This window comes from Microcoleus sp. FACHB-1515 (assembly GCF_014696105.1).
GTDB lineage: Bacteria > Cyanobacteriota > Cyanobacteriia > Elainellales > Elainellaceae > JAAUTJ01.
In genome coordinates this window covers 44,914-58,987 of the sequence record NZ_JACJPO010000008.1, presented here as the reverse complement: position 1 = coordinate 58,987, position 14,074 = coordinate 44,914, and the positions used below count along the sequence as shown (strand labels likewise).

At 51.5% G+C, this 14,074-nt stretch carries 13 protein-coding genes; 7 read left to right on the top strand and 6 right to left on the bottom strand.

Features of this window, described 5'->3' with window-relative positions:
• Window positions 1-117: 117 nt before the first annotated feature.
• From H6F67_RS00815 to H6F67_RS00800, 4 genes are all read left to right on the top strand, one after another.
• A complete protein-coding gene (locus tag H6F67_RS00815; RefSeq protein WP_199304173.1) occupies window positions 118-1,752 on the top strand; it encodes a cellulase family glycosylhydrolase in 1,635 nt (544 codons plus the stop codon).
• Between the two features lie 128 nt (window positions 1,753-1,880).
• Window positions 1,881-4,028, top strand: coding sequence for a polyphosphate kinase 1 (ppk1, locus tag H6F67_RS00810; RefSeq protein ID WP_190762362.1), 2,148 nt, complete (start codon window positions 1,881-1,883; stop codon window positions 4,026-4,028).
• A gap of 12 nt (window positions 4,029-4,040) precedes the next feature.
• A complete protein-coding gene (locus H6F67_RS00805) occupies window positions 4,041-4,967 on the top strand; it encodes a D-isomer specific 2-hydroxyacid dehydrogenase family protein (RefSeq protein ID WP_190762359.1) in 927 nt (308 codons plus the stop codon).
• 92 nt (window positions 4,968-5,059) lie between these two features.
• On the top strand, window positions 5,060-6,127 hold the full coding sequence (locus H6F67_RS00800; RefSeq protein WP_190762357.1) for an ABC transporter substrate-binding protein: 1,068 nt from the start codon (window positions 5,060-5,062) through the stop codon (window positions 6,125-6,127).
• A gap of 62 nt (window positions 6,128-6,189) precedes the next feature.
• On the opposite strand, the gene H6F67_RS00795 is transcribed toward H6F67_RS00800, so the two are convergent.
• From H6F67_RS00795 to tgt, 3 genes are all read right to left on the bottom strand, one after another.
• Window positions 6,190-6,672 (bottom strand): glutathione peroxidase, encoded by a 483-nt coding sequence (locus H6F67_RS00795; protein ID WP_190762356.1) that lies wholly within the window; start codon window positions 6,670-6,672, stop codon window positions 6,190-6,192.
• A gap of 103 nt (window positions 6,673-6,775) precedes the next feature.
• A complete protein-coding gene (locus tag H6F67_RS00790; RefSeq protein WP_190762354.1) occupies window positions 6,776-7,018 on the bottom strand; it encodes a ChaB family protein in 243 nt (80 codons plus the stop codon).
• Window positions 7,019-7,084: 66 nt separating this feature from the next.
• Complete coding sequence (gene tgt / locus H6F67_RS00785; protein WP_190762352.1) at window positions 7,085-8,266, bottom strand: tRNA guanosine(34) transglycosylase Tgt; 1,182 nt, start codon at window positions 8,264-8,266, stop codon at window positions 7,085-7,087.
• A 211-nt stretch (window positions 8,267-8,477) separates the two neighbouring features.
• On the opposite strand from tgt, the gene H6F67_RS00780 reads away from it, so the two are divergent.
• Window positions 8,478-8,681 (top strand): hypothetical protein, encoded by a 204-nt coding sequence (locus tag H6F67_RS00780; RefSeq protein ID WP_190762351.1) that lies wholly within the window; start codon window positions 8,478-8,480, stop codon window positions 8,679-8,681.
• Between the two features lie 72 nt (window positions 8,682-8,753).
• Here H6F67_RS00780 and H6F67_RS00775 read toward each other — a convergent pair whose 3' ends face one another.
• Window positions 8,754-9,500 carry a calcium-binding protein gene (locus H6F67_RS00775; protein ID WP_190762349.1) on the bottom strand — a complete coding sequence of 249 codons (747 nt, stop codon included), beginning with the start codon at window positions 9,498-9,500 and terminating at the stop codon, window positions 8,754-8,756.
• Between the two features lie 173 nt (window positions 9,501-9,673).
• Complete coding sequence (locus H6F67_RS00770) at window positions 9,674-10,048, bottom strand: DUF4870 domain-containing protein (protein WP_242020431.1); 375 nt, start codon at window positions 10,046-10,048, stop codon at window positions 9,674-9,676.
• A gap of 200 nt (window positions 10,049-10,248) precedes the next feature.
• Between H6F67_RS00770 and ispG the strand changes: the two genes are divergently transcribed.
• On the top strand, window positions 10,249-11,466 hold the full coding sequence (ispG, locus tag H6F67_RS00765; RefSeq protein WP_190762347.1) for a (E)-4-hydroxy-3-methylbut-2-enyl-diphosphate synthase: 1,218 nt from the start codon (window positions 10,249-10,251) through the stop codon (window positions 11,464-11,466).
• A gap of 106 nt (window positions 11,467-11,572) precedes the next feature.
• Window positions 11,573-12,862, top strand: a complete 1,290-nt coding sequence (ctpC, locus tag H6F67_RS00760; protein ID WP_190762345.1) for a carboxyl-terminal processing protease CtpC — start codon at window positions 11,573-11,575, stop codon at window positions 12,860-12,862.
• A gap of 119 nt (window positions 12,863-12,981) precedes the next feature.
• Here ctpC and H6F67_RS00755 read toward each other — a convergent pair whose 3' ends face one another.
• Window positions 12,982-14,073: a hypothetical protein gene (locus H6F67_RS00755; protein WP_199304172.1), complete on the bottom strand. Its 1,092-nt coding sequence runs from the start codon at window positions 14,071-14,073 to the stop codon at window positions 12,982-12,984.
• Window position 14,074: the final 1 nt, after the last annotated feature.

Genomic DNA, 14,074 nt, shown 5'->3' with positions numbered 1-14,074 from the left:
TCTCATTTCAATTAGAACGCTGTGAAGCTGCGACATGAATTGAATTGCAATTGAATTGCGCTTCACAATCGGCGGTTACTGCTTACGAGACTCAACCCAACATGGACGATCGCAACTATGTCATCAACTGCTCAAAATAGATTCATGCAGATTTGGCAGCGTCGGCTGACTCGCTGGCAGCGTCAAGTTTCGATCGGTGTAATGACGTTTGCCTTAATGCTTGGATTCGCTTGGCAATCCAATCTCACGCTGGCTGAATCTGCCGTTTCAATTCCGCTGCCGCTCTCGACCCAAAACGCGAATATCATCGACGCCAATCGTCGTCCTGTTTTGTTGCAGGGCGTCAACTGGTTTGGCATGGAAACAGATTTGAATGTGCCACACGGACTTTGGCTGCGCGACTACAAGGAAATGCTGGCGCAAATTAAGCAGCTTGGCTACAACTTTATTCGCCTGCCGTTCGCGCTGCAAACGCTGCGATCGAATTCAATTCGCGGCGTTGATTTTGCAATCGGCAGCAATGCCGATCTGCAAGGGAAAACGCCGCTGGAAGTGATGGATCTAATTATCGAAGAAGCCGATCGCCAAGGCTTGATGATCTTGCTGGACAATCACCAGATTACCTACGCCGAAATTCCGGAACTTTGGTACGGCGAAGGCTTCACCGAAGAAGACTGGATTAACACCTGGACAATGCTGGCCGATCGCTACCGCAACCATCACAACGTAATCGGTGCAGACTTGAAAAACGAACCACACGGGCGAGCCAGTTGGGGGACGGGCGATCGGGCAACCGATTGGCGACTGGCCGCAGAACGAGCCGGAAACGCAATTCTAGAGGTTAATCCGAACTGGCTAATTGTCGTGGAAGGCGTCGAGAACAACGTCCCCGGTCAACGACTGGCGACACACTGGATGGGCGGCAATCTAGAAGGCGTGCGCCAATTTCCCGTCCGGCTCGATCGACCGGGAAAACTCGTATACTCTCCGCACGAATACGGCCCCGGTGTTTTCCCGCAGCCTTGGTTTTCCGAACCGGATTTTCCCGGAAATTTGCTTCAGCGCTGGGAAACCGGATTTTTCTTTATTGCTCGCGATCGCATTGCCCCAGTTTTAATCGGTGAATTTGGTGGGCGGCAGGTCGATGAACAGTCGGCTGAAGGTCGCTGGCAGCGGAAGCTCGTTGATTTCATTCGCCAAAACCGCCTCAGCTTTGCCTACTGGAGCTGGAATCCGAACAGCCGCGACACAGGAGGCATTCTGATGGACGACTGGCACACGGTTGACGCTCCCAAGCAAGCCCTCCTGAGTACCCTACTGCCGGGAGGAACACCGATCGCCATTGCATCACCCACTCCCACTCCGGTCACAGCGCCAAGTCCAACTCCGGCTGCAACGCCGACTTCCACGCCAACCCCGATCGCTCAGCCCAGTTCGATCGAAGCTTCGGCCTCGCTGCAAACTGAATTTCAAGTGCAGTCTGACTGGCAGGCTGGATTTTGCGTCAGCTTTCGTGTGGTGAACGGCAGCAATCGATCGATCAACAACTGGCGATTGCGCTTCACAATGAATCAGGCCGACATTTCGCAAAGCTGGAACGGCAGCTTTACGCCGCAGGAAAGCCGCTACACCGTTACGCCGCCAGATTGGGCGCGATCGATCGCGCCCAATCAAAGCGTTGACATCGGCTTTTGTGCCAACAAGCGCGGCACAGATTATCTACCCCGCGATATTCGAGCCGAATCAATCTAAGTTCTACACTGAATAGTAGATTGCAAAAAAGCAGCGTTTCGGAAACCTGTCACACGTCGATGTGTTGCAGTGAACTGACGGATCGGCTGCTTTTTTGCGAGCATCTGAAGCAGTGTGTGGAAGCTCCAATGTCGCCCAAAGACAAATCGATCGCTCTTAACGACCCGCAGTATTACTTCAATCGCGAATTAAGCTGGCTAGAGTTTAACCAGCGGGTTTTGCATGAAGCGATCGATTCACGCACTCCGCTTTTAGAGCGCTTAAAATTTGCCGCCATTTTTAGCTCAAATCTCGATGAATTTTTTATGGTGCGCGTCGCCTTACTGAAACAGCGACTTCGTGCCGGAATCGATCGATTTCCGCCCGATGGCCTGTCGCCACAGGCACAGCTTGAGGCGATCGCGCAGCGGCTTCGCCCGATGGTGGCCGAACAGCATCGCCATTTTCAAACGTTGCGTCCGCAACTGATTGAGCATGGCGTTTATTTACTTGACTATGCTGATTTGAATGAGGTGCAGCAGCGATCGCTTCAAGATTATTTTGAACGCCGTATTTATCCGGTTCTGACACCGCTGGCAGTCGATCCGGGGCATCCCTTTCCGCAGATGTCAAACTTAAGTTTGAACCTAGCAGTTGTCGTGCGCGATCCGGCGACTGGCAAATCTCATTTTGCGCGAGTTAAGGTTCCCAGCAGCCTACCCAGATTCATTTCGCTCTCAGATTTTCAGCCGAAAGAAAAGCGATCGATCGTGTGGGCAGGTGTGCCAATCGAACAGGTCATTGCTCATAACTTAAAGCTGCTATTTAAGGGCATGGCGATCGAATCTTACTCGCTGTTTCGCGTCACTCGCGATATGTATATGGAGCTTGAAGAAGACGAAGCAGGCGATTTGCTTTCGGCCATTCAGCAAGAACTACGAACTGTTCGGCTAGCGGGTTCTGTGATTCGGCTGGAAGTGCAATCAACGATGCCAAAAAAAGCGCGGCAAACGCTAACGGAGGAACTAGAGCTTACCGAACAAGACCTTTATGAGATTGAAGGGTTGCTTAATCTGCGCGACTTGATGAGTTTGCTTTCGCTGCCTCTACCTGACCTGAAAGACCCACCTTGGAGTCCGGTGATTCCAGCGCGGTTGCGATCGCTAGATGAATACTATTCCCTCTACGATTCTCCGACATTAGGCGATGGCGAAGACTTCTTTTCGATGATTCGCAGCGGCGATTTACTAGTGCATCATCCGTATGAATCTTTCAACGCTTCGGTTGAGCGATTCATCGCAGAAGCCGCACATGATCCAAAAGTTTTGACGATTAAGATGACGCTGTATCGCACATCGGGAGATCCGATCGTCAATGCCTTGATTGCGGCTGCCAATAATGGCAAGCAAGTTGTTGCGCTTGTTGAACTGAAAGCGCGATTTGACGAAGAGAATAACATCGCTTGGGCGCAGCTTCTGGAAAAAGCAGGTGTGCATGTTGTCTATGGTTTAGTTGGTCTAAAAACTCATACAAAAATCATTTTGATTGTGCGACAAGAAGGCGAAGAACTACGTCGCTATGTTCACATCGGCACGGGAAATTACAATCCCAAAACTGCTCAGCTTTACACGGATTTGGGCATTATTAGCTGCCGCGATGATTTGGGTGCAGATTTAACCGACTTATTCAACCACCTGACAGGCTATACTCGTCAAGATAGCTATCGCAAACTGCTAGTTGCTCCAGTGAATTTGCGCGATCGCATGATTGCAATGCTTCGCCGCGAAGCTGATCAGCACGTAAAAACTGGTTCAGGATACGTCATTGCCAAAATGAATGCGCTGGTCGATCCGCTAATCATTAAAACGCTCTATGAAACGTCACAAGCTGGAGTCAAAATCGATTTGATTGTGCGTGGAATTTGCTGCCTAAAGCCTGGAATTAAAGGCGTTAGCGAGAACATCCGCGTTATCAGTATTATTGGACGATTTTTGGAACATTCTCGCATTTTTTACTTTCACAATGGCGGAGCCGAAGAATTCTATATCGGCAGTGCTGACTGGATGCCGCGCAACCTCGATCGCCGCGTCGAGGCAATTACGCCGATCGAAGATCCAACGGTTGCTCAAAGGCTCAAGGAAATATTAGATGTGATGTTGGCAGACAATCGCCACGCTTGGGAATTGCAGCCAGATGGGTCTTACAAACAGCGACATCCGGCAAAAGATGAACTCGATCGCGCCGCGCAAACTCTGCTGATGGAAGCAGCACTGCGATCGAGCAATCAACCACAGTGATTAAATCACACTATGAAGATTGTTCTTCCCGATCAAATTGATATTCCCGATTCCGATCGCACAGCGTTAAAAGAGCTTGGCGAAGTTGAAATTTATGATGATATTTGCGTCGATGAAGCGGTGATTCTCGATCGTATTCGAGACGCAGAAATAATTACAGCAGGCTGGTTCCAAGTCAGTCGATCGCTGATGCACCATGTGCCCAACTTAAAATATATTGTTGTTCCTGGCGTTGGTTACAATAACGTAGATATCGAGGCAGCATCAGCCGCAAATATCATCGTTTGCAATTGCCCTCAGCACAATTTGAATGCGGTTGCCGAGTATACGATCGCTCTTATTTTCGCCGTCACTCGTCAAATTGTCGCAGCAAACTTTGCTCTACGAAACAATCAGTGGAATCCAGGCGATCATAAAGGGATTGAACTGCGCGGCAAAAAACTCGGATTAGTTGGGCACGGCGGCATTGGCAGCAGAGTTGCAAAACTTGCCCAAGCGATCGGAATGCAAGTTGAGTTTGTGAATTCTCGTAGTTCTGCGCCAGAAATCGATCGCCTCATTGCTACCTGCGATATTTTGAGTTTACATCTTCCGGCAACCGCACAAAGTCGTCACTTGATTGATGAGCGACGTTTGAATTTGATGAAGCCAACGGCTTATTTAATTAATACAGCGCGAGGTGCGATCGTCGATCAGGCTGCTTTGCTCAAACTGCTTCAGCAAAAACGCATTACGGGAGCCGCTTTGGATGTGTTTGAAAATGAGCCGATCGCCGGAACACCCAATGCAGAAATTCAAGCTTTAGTGCAGCTTGAAAATGTAGTTGCAACGCCACATAACGCCTACAATTCTGAGGAAACTGCGGCGAACTTAGGTGAAGAATTGCTGTCAGTGGTTCGTGCCTGCATTTCCGGATCGCCAATCAATGTAGTGAATTGAGAAGCGCTTTGATTTGGTAGCTTGGGTTACTTTCTTGGAAGAAGCGATCGGGAATGATTGCCTTAGCATTCGCCCCACAAAGGAATTTTCTCATGAGTCAGTCACCTCGGTTTGTCACTCGCCGACACGCCATTCAAATCATCGCTGGCGCAACAGGCGGACTGATGCTGCACGCCTGCACCCAACAAACGAACACGTCTGCTCCAGCGCAAAATGAAGCGTCTCCGGCTGCCTCGGCTGAACCTGTCAAGGGAACCAACGGCAGTACGCTTTGGATTGGCTACACGCCGCTATATGTTGCGATCGAAAAAGGCTTTTTCAAAGAAGGCGGTTTGGAACTAGAACACAAAGCTTTTAGTTCAACGGGTGAAGGAAATGCGGCGCTGGCCGCAGGTCGAATTGACAGCATCAACAACGTGACTTCCGAAATGGTTGCGTTTGCCGCGAAAGGCCAAGATTTTCGGGTTGTGCAGGTCGCCGATAATTCGATGGGTGGCGATGGCATTTTGGCACGCAACAGCGTCAAAGATATTGCCGATTTCAAAGGTCGTCAAGTTGCCGTTGAAATTGGCAGCGTCAGCCATTTTTTCCTGCTGCAAGTGCTGCAAGAAGCTGGACTATCGGGCGATGATGTCAAGATTACAAACGTTACACCGGATGCTGCCGCCGCAGCTTATTCCTCTGGCCGCGTTGATATTGCCGTCACCTATTCGCCCTTTTTGCAGCAGTCCAATCAAGCTCAAAAAGATGGCCGCATCATCTATGATTCCTCAAAAATGCCAAATGCAATTCTAGACGTTTATATGTTTTCAACGCCGTTTGTGCAAAATCATCCGCAGGCAGTTCAGGCATTTGTAAACGGCATCTACAAAGCTCAAGAATTCCTTCAAACGAATCAGGATGAAGCTTATGCGATCGCTGGAAAAATGCTGGAACTCAAACCTGAAGAAGTCGGACAAGAATTGAAGGGAGTGCAGCTTACGAGTCCTGAAGATAATGTTAAACTGCTCTCCGATACAAGCAGCGATATGTATCTTGGCAAGCATATGGAATCGCTGGCGACCTTCCTCAAAGATCAAGGCCAAATTCCGCAAGCCATGACGATCGATCAGCTAAGCGCTTTGATCGATCCGACCTTTGTAAAAGCAGCAGTGGCATAGTGTTTGAGCGGTGCGATCGCAAGGGCAAAAGGACATTATCACTTCTGCCCTTTTCTTGATTTCTATTTCGCCAACTCCCGCTCGATCGCTTCAACTAATTCTGGCGAAGTGGGCGCCACGCTGCTGCGATAGCGACCAACCACTTCTCCCGATTTGCTCACCAAAAACTTCTCGAAATTCCATGACACTTCGCTGGAAGGCGCGATCGCTTCCGTCAGACGAGCATAGAGCGGATGCTTTTGCGATCCTTTGGCGCGAACTTTATCGAAAATCTCGAAGGTGACACCGTAATTGCGGTCGCAAAACGCTTGAATTTCTGCGATCGTTCCGGGTTCTTGTGCGCCAAAGTCGTTGCTGGGAAACGCCAAGATGCGTAGGCCGCGATCGCGATATTGCTGATTTAGCTGCTCCAAGCCTTTGTATTGCGGCGTGTAGCCACAGTAAGAGGCGACATTGACAATCAGCAAAACCTGTCCAGCATATTCACTGAGAGATTTTGCCTGTCCGCTGGCCGTATTGACCGAAATATCTGCGATCGAATTCATGAAGAAAAGTTAAGCACATCAGTTTCGATCGTACCTTCGATCGGACAGCAAACCAAGGCGCACCGAGGTACGCCCTGTGTCGCGAAGTTTTGAGGATGCAATCTTAGTTGCCGCTGACCTGAACGCCCGTACCCGTCCAAGGCGTGTCGTCGGGCTTACGCTTCCAGTTGCCGCTTTCGTCTTGGCGATAGTCGTTCTTGATGGTGTTCCAGGCGACTTCCATCGCTCCTTCTTGGCTCATGCCGTTGTCCATCGCGCTTTGCATTGCGGCTTTGAAAATGTTGGCAGCACCATCTTGCAGCTTGTCTTGCAGATCAGCGGGCAGTTCCATCGCTTGCTCAGCCATTTGTTTTGCTCCTTTTCGTCAAATTCATCACAGTTAGCTCAATCGTAAGGAAGCAGCGCGATCGCCTCATCTTTCCAAAGAAAGGCTTGTATCATCTACCGAACGACTCGATCGCGCAAGTGCCGGATCAGGCTGTAGCCAATGGGCAAATTCCTCGGTGAAGCGATCGCGCAGGATTGATTCACGAATGCGGCGCGTAAAGCGAATCAGTTCGGTGATGTTGTGAATCGATAAAAGCGTGTAGGCCAAAATTTCTTGCGCTCTGAGCAAATGGCTGAGGTAGGCGCGGGTGAAATTTTGACAGGTGTAGCAGTCGCAGTCGGCATCGAGCGGGGTGAAGTCCGTTTTGAAGCGGGCGTTTTTCAAATTCCAGCGTGCGGCTCCGCCGATCCCGTTGGGATCGCCTTTCACGAGGGCGCTACCGTGTCGGGCAAGTCGAGTTGGAATCACGCAGTCAAACACATCGACCCCGGAAGCGATCGCCTGTGCCATTTCGCGATAGGTTCCCACGCCCATCAAATAGCGCAGCTTATTCTGCGGCAGCAGCGGAGCCGTCACCTGCACAATTTTCTCGATCAGATCCGCAGGTTCACCGACGCTGACACCACCGATCGCATATCCCGGCAAGTCCATCTCAACCAAGGCACGAGCGCAAGCCTGCCGCAGATCCGCATATACTCCACCCTGCACAATGCCAAATAAAGCTTGATCCGATCGTTGATGCGCTTGGATGCAGCGTTCTAGCCAGCGAACCGTGCGACTTGTGGCGCGTTCGACCGCTTCGCGCGTGGCGGGATACGGCGGACATTCATCGAACGCCATGATTACATCCGCTCCCAGCGCGTTTTGAATTTGGATCGATCGCTCTGGCGTCAGGTGAATCACGGCTCCATCGCGCGGTGATTTGAACGTGACACCATCTTCGGAAATCGATCGCAATTCGCTGAGGCTAAATACCTGAAAGCCGCCGGAGTCCGTCAACATCGGCTGATTCCAACCCATAAAGCGGTGCAGTCCACCCGCCTGCTGCACAATGTCTTCTCCGGGCTGGAGATGCAGATGGTAGGTGTTTGACAGCACCATTTGCGCTCCGGTGGCAGCAAGCTGAGCGGGCGTTACAGTTTTGACATTGGCAAGCGTGCCGACAGGCATAAAGCGCGGCGTTTCCACGATGCCGTGTGGCGTTGTGAAAACTCCGGCTCTGGCCTGCGTATGACTACAGCGTGCCTGACAATCGAAAGTAAACATTTGCTAATAGAAGTGAAGCCATCTTCTATGATGACAGCCGTATGATGACAGCCGCGAGGCGATCGCCCTTCGATCACGCCTGCTGCCGAACAAACTTCCGTCATGAGTCAGATTTCAGGCTGCATCAGTGCGCTAGGATTTGCCTAGACAAATTGAGTTCAAAGATTCGCGCCCAACCGCAACTCGCGCGAGTCGAAACGAGGAGAACACAATGGAATCCACTCAAATTAACTGTGCTGAAGCCTGCAAAAACGGTTGTGTGTTAGGCGATCGCTGTCCTAACAAAGAATATGTTTCTCAAGCTGCCAGCTTCATTCAAGAAAAGTCGCTTGACGATATGCTGGCGATCGCAGAAGAAGCTCGCCGCAAGAAGTTAACGGCTCCACCCAAGTGGATTCTTCCAGACGAAATTTAAGCAGAAATGGGCGATCGATTCTATTGCGATCGCCCTGCAATTCCCTAGATAGTGTTACCCAGACAACGTTACTTAAGCAATGAAAGAATCGCTCGTGAGGCTGCCTGCCTGAATTGAAGTGAGCGAAGCTAATAGATCAGTTCCAAAAGAAATTTGGGTGGCATTGTTGGCTTGAGCGATCGTCAAATCTGCAAAGGTCAATCCTTCCGTAAGCTGAAGCTTGGTTTGTCCAACAATGAAGTTATTGATGGTGTTGAAACCGCTTCCCGATGCTAAGGTAATCACATCTTCACCACCTCCTAGAAACAGCGTGTTGTTGCCTTCACCTGAATCGATAAAATCATTGCCGGAACCTGTGTAAATTACATTGTCGCCTGCTTCAATCTCGATCGTGTTTGCCCCTTCACCTGCATAAATCAGATTGGTTCCACCTCTCAGGCGGATCGCGTCGTTTCCTGCTCCAGCAAAAAAAGTGTTGTTGCCAACACCCAAATCGGCGCTGTTGTTGCCTTCGCCTGCAAAGATGATGCTGTCGGTGTCGAAGCCAGTTAAAAACTCATCATCTCCTGCACCTGTATAAATCGTGGTGATGCCCTCACTTCTACCAACTGCGATGATCAGGTTAGATCCCTCGCCCGCAAAAATCGTGTCGCCACCAGAGAAAACGAAAATTTGATCATCGCCTGCTCCAGCAAAAATCGTATCTTTGCCAGCGCTGAATGCATCGATGATATTGTTGCCTTCACCTGCAAAGATAGTGTCGCTTTCAGGCGTGCCAAAGAGTGTATCGTCGCCGGACGTGCCAAAAACAATTGCCATGTTTAAAGATTAGTTAAGATCGATCGAAAGTGAAATTGGAAAAGTAATTTTCCTGATTCAATGCAATCGCAGTTTGTCGCAAATGATACCGTTTTGTTAAAAATCTTTTTACTGTTCTAAAAAAATAGAGGCGATCGATTTCGATCGCCTTCACTCACGTCAAATTAAAATTCTTAGAACACACGGAAAATGAACGGATAGCGGTATGGCTGTTCTGGCGTACTGAGCGCCTGCAAAATTGCAAAAATCGGCAGCGTCCAGTGAGCAACAAATAAAATCGCCAGCAGCGGCCAGCCAATCAGCACCCAGCACAAAATGCCGAAGATGATTCCATACAGCCAAACATTAAAGTGAAAGTTCAGCGCTTCTTTCGCACTTTCTTTCACCACCGGATCTTCAGAAACAAACCAAATCGCCAGCGGTAGACCTGCCGAGATCAGCAGCGCACTTCCAAAGATTGAGGCGTGGCTCAAAATTGAAAGAATCTTGCGCTTGTCGTTGTCGTAAGTGTTGTACATATCAATTTCCCCATTGGGTCGGCTTAGCATTGCCTTTACATTTGATCATACGGCGTCGATCGCGCCGCTTTCGTCCTGCCCAAGGTGGGAATATCCGGCCTTTCTTGAGAGTGAGAACTGGCGGCGATCGATTCTGCGATTGTGTCGCTCAAACCAACCAAACAACACCGGACTATGGCAATCTGGAAGCACAGAGGATTTTGACGTTTTTGTGACAAAAACTTGCTGCTATGCAGACTTTACCTAGCCCGATTGCCGCGCCTGCTTCGACTCCTGTTGATACCGCGATTCGTCGTCGCAAAACTCGGCCTGTTCCGGTCGGCAGCATTACGATCGGCGGCGGCAATCCGGTTGTCGTCCAGTCGATGATTAATGAAGACACGCTGGATGTAGACGGCTCAGTGGCAGCAATCCGCAGGCTGCATGAAATCGGCTGCGAAATCGTGCGCGTCACGGTTCCCAGCCTTGCCCATGCGAAAGCGATGGAAGAAATTCGTGCCAAGCTCTATGCCACATACAAGCCTGTTCCGCTCGTGGCAGACGTGCATCACAACGGCATGAAGATTGCGCTGGAAGTTGCAAAGCATGTCGATAATGTGCGGATTAATCCCGGCCTGTATGTGTTTGAGAAGCCGAGTGCAGAGCGGACGGAATATACGAAAGAGGAGTTTGAGGCGATCGGCTCCAAGATTCGTGAAACTCTCGAACCGCTCGTCGTCTCGCTGCGCGATCAAAATAAATCGATGCGGATCGGCGTCAATCACGGGTCGCTGGCGGAACGGATGCTGTTTACTTACGGTGACACGCCCGAAGGCATGGTCGAATCGGCCTTGGAATTCATCCGCATCTGCGAATCGCTCAACTTCTACAACATTGAACTTTCGCTCAAAGCTTCCAGAGTGCCCGTAATGATCGCCGCAAATCGCCTGATGGTGAAGCGGATGGACGAATTGGGCATGGACTATCCGCTGCATCTGGGCGTCACCGAGGCCGGAGATGGCGAATATGGACGAATTAAATCAACGGCAGGAATTGGAACCCTGCTGGCAGATGGCATTGGCGACACGATTCGCGTTTCGCTAACCGAAGCCCCCGAAAAGGAAATTCCGGTGTGCTACAGCATCTTGCAGGCGTTGGGCTTGCGGAAAACAATGGTTGAATATGTCGCCTGTCCGTCTTGTGGCCGGACGCTGTTCAACCTGGAAGAAGTGCTGCATCAGGTGCGCGAAGCGACGAAGCATTTGACCGGACTCGACATCGCCGTGATGGGCTGCATCGTGAATGGACCGGGAGAAATGGCAGATGCCGATTATGGCTATGTCGGCAAGCAGGCCGGATTCATTTCGCTGTATCGCGGACGCGAGGAAATCAAAAAAGTGCCGGAAACGCAGGGCGTGGAGGAGCTAATCAATTTGATTAAGGCAGATGGCCGCTGGGTCGATCCTTAAGAGATTGTATCGATCGATCTGCTACTCCCAACCCACTCCGATCTTCCCGATTCGGCTGTGCTAAATTGGGCGTACTCTTCTTGCTATTTGGGACGCGATCGCAACTATGGTCATGATTAAGCGCGGACTGATTCTGGGCGCAACCGCCGTTGCGGTCGCCGCCGTCACCGTCATGGGAGCCGGAGTTCACCTGTCGCAGGGGCAGTCGTTCTTTCAAGAAAGCCCGAAAGAGCTGGTCGATGAAGTGTGGCAGGCGGTCGATCGCACCTATGTCGATGCCACGTTTAATCAGGTCGATTGGCGAGCCGTCCGGCAGGAATATCTCAACCGCAACTACACCAGCAACGAACAAGCCTACGAAGCAATTCGCGAAATGCTTGCCAAGCTTGACGATCCGTATACGCGCTTCATGGATCCAGAAGAGTTCGAGAGTATGCGGATCGAAACGCAAGGGCAGTTGTCTGGCGTTGGGATTACGCTGTCACAAGATGAAGAAACCAATGAGCTAGTCGTGGTTTCCCCGATCGAAGGATCGCCCGCTGCCGAGGCGGGAATCGTCGCCCGTGACGTGATCGTTAAAATTGACGGTGAAAGCACTGAGGGCATGGACATCAACGATGCTGTTTCGCGAATTCGCGGTCAGGAAGGCACGCAGGTGACGCTGACGATCAAGCGGGGCGATCGCGAAATCGAGTTTCCCCTCACCCGCGCCAACATTGAACTGCATCCGGTTCGTTACGAAAAGCAGTCGAGTCCGCAAGGCGACATTGGCTACATCCGCCTGACGCAGTTCAACAACAACGCCGCTGAAGAAATGGAAAAGGCGATCGAAGACCTCGAACGCCAAAACGTGACAGGCTACATTCTCGATTTGCGATCGAATCCCGGTGGCCTGCTCGATTCCAGCGTCGATATCGCCCGCATGTGGTACGACGACGGCTTGATTGTCTCGACGGTCAACCGCCAAGGCATTTCACAGCAGTACAGCGCAGACAACTCGGCGTTAACCGATAAGCCGCTTGTCGTTCTGGTCGATAAAGGTTCGGCCAGCGCCAGCGAAATTCTTTCGGGTGCAATTCAAGATAACGATCGCGGCACTTTAGTCGGCACGGGAACCTTTGGTAAAGGTTTGGTGCAGTCGGTGCGGGGCTTGAGCGACGGGCGATCGGGCTTGGCGATCACGGTTGCCAAATATCTCACGCCCAGCGGTCGCGACATCAATCAGTCCGGAATTGCGCCGGATGTGGTAATTGAACTGACGGAAGAGCAGCGCGAAGAGCTTGCCAGCAACAACGACGAGATTGGAACATCCGCCGATCCGCAGTATGTCCGGGCGCTGGGTGTGCTGACCGAAGCAATCGCCAACGGCCAAAATTCCACGCAGGCGGCTCAGTGAGCGATCGGGGAAGCCCTCAAAGTTCCCCATGCATGGGGAACTTTGAGGAGGGTTTGCGGGTGCATCTGTGATCGAGCGGATCGACGGGCTAGCCTCAAAGTCCCCTACGAGTGGGGGATTTAGGGGGCTTCCCCGATCGTTTCTCCCAGCACCTTGAGCCGCACCGTGCGCGAAAAGCTGCCATCAGCATCGCCAAGTTGCAGTTCCAAGATTTCACCAGAGAGCGGGTTGAGTCCAGACAGGAGCGATCGCAGATTTGGCGTACTTGCGCCGCTGTCAAGATAAACCCGTTCGGCCAGCGTGTTCAGCCGCTTCCAGCTTGTGTAGAGTTTGGCGATCGCTTGCTCTAGCTGCGCGGCTTGATTGACCAGATCGGCAGTCGAATTCAGGCAGCCGATGCGAAGCGCTTCTTCGAGGGCGGATTCGAGGTCGATCGCATCGTGGTTCAACGTTTGTACTTGTGCGGCGGCGCTGAGATATTTCGCGAGATATTTTGCCTCAGCCGTAGCCTGCTTCAGCGTTTCCACATCAGGATTTTCGGCAACTTCGGCTTGCAGGGCGCTCTGGTGAGCGGCAGGCAGCTTTTCCAATTCGCGCACAAGCGGAGCCACATATCGCATCGGAATCGTGTTGTTGGCGGCTTTTTCCTTCACCTCAACAGGCAAAAGATCCGAACTCATCGCCGTCCACTCGTCCGAAATTTGCTTTACCTCGCGCCGAGTGATTTTGTCGCCGCGCCGAACGGCTTCACTGACAATCTGCTGCACTTCCGCCTCAGCCTGCGCCGTTTCCACAAACGCCCGCTTGCTGAACTGATTCACGTCTTCTGGCTCCAGCAAATTGCCGTCTAGCAAAGCGTCAGCACTGTCTGCCAGTTCGATCAGCGAGTAGGCTTGCGTTTTGCTGATTTCGCGGTCTTTGAGCCAGTTGAGAAAGCCAATCGATACCGTTCCGGAAGCGCTTCGCGATCGCCCCTCACCGCCGCGCCGCTCGCGGTCGCGCACCGCCCGCAAAATTCGTCCGCGCCAAATTTCCGTCTGTAAATCTACGCGATCGCACACCTGCCAAGCGCGATCGATCTGCTGCTGAAACTCAAACTCCGAAATTCGATCGTCTTGCGGATTTGGCAAATTAAAGCTGAGATCGGCGCGATCGATATCCGTTGCGAGGCTGGCGGGATAGGAACCGTCGAGATGAGGAGCAGAAACCATG

Bases quoted from the DNA above. Each gene is read 5' to 3' on its own strand.
- H6F67_RS00800 (WP_190762357.1), top strand. From the start codon at position 5,060: ATGAGTCAGTCACCTCGGTTTGTCACTCGCCGACACGCCATTCAAATC.
- ppk1 (WP_190762362.1), top strand. From the start codon at position 1,881: ATGTCGCCCAAAGACAAATCGATCGCTCTTAACGACCCGCAGTATTAC.
- H6F67_RS00790 (WP_190762354.1), bottom strand. From the start codon at position 7,018: ATGGCTGAGCAAGCGATGGAACTGCCCGCTGATCTGCAAGACAAGCTG.
- ispG (WP_190762347.1), top strand. From the start codon at position 10,249: ATGCAGACTTTACCTAGCCCGATTGCCGCGCCTGCTTCGACTCCTGTT.
- H6F67_RS00770 (WP_242020431.1), bottom strand. From the start codon at position 10,048: ATGCTAAGCCGACCCAATGGGGAAATTGATATGTACAACACTTACGAC.
- H6F67_RS00795 (WP_190762356.1), bottom strand. From the start codon at position 6,672: ATGAATTCGATCGCAGATATTTCGGTCAATACGGCCAGCGGACAGGCA.
- H6F67_RS00805 (WP_190762359.1), top strand. From the start codon at position 4,041: ATGAAGATTGTTCTTCCCGATCAAATTGATATTCCCGATTCCGATCGC.
- H6F67_RS00775 (WP_190762349.1), bottom strand. From the start codon at position 9,500: ATGGCAATTGTTTTTGGCACGTCCGGCGACGATACACTCTTTGGCACG.
- ctpC (WP_190762345.1), top strand. From the start codon at position 11,573: ATGGTCATGATTAAGCGCGGACTGATTCTGGGCGCAACCGCCGTTGCG.
- H6F67_RS00815 (WP_199304173.1), top strand. From the start codon at position 118: ATGTCATCAACTGCTCAAAATAGATTCATGCAGATTTGGCAGCGTCGG.
- tgt (WP_190762352.1), bottom strand. From the start codon at position 8,266: ATGTTTACTTTCGATTGTCAGGCACGCTGTAGTCATACGCAGGCCAGA.
- H6F67_RS00755 (WP_199304172.1), bottom strand. From the start codon at position 14,073: ATGGTTTCTGCTCCTCATCTCGACGGTTCCTATCCCGCCAGCCTCGCA.
- H6F67_RS00780 (WP_190762351.1), top strand. From the start codon at position 8,478: ATGGAATCCACTCAAATTAACTGTGCTGAAGCCTGCAAAAACGGTTGT.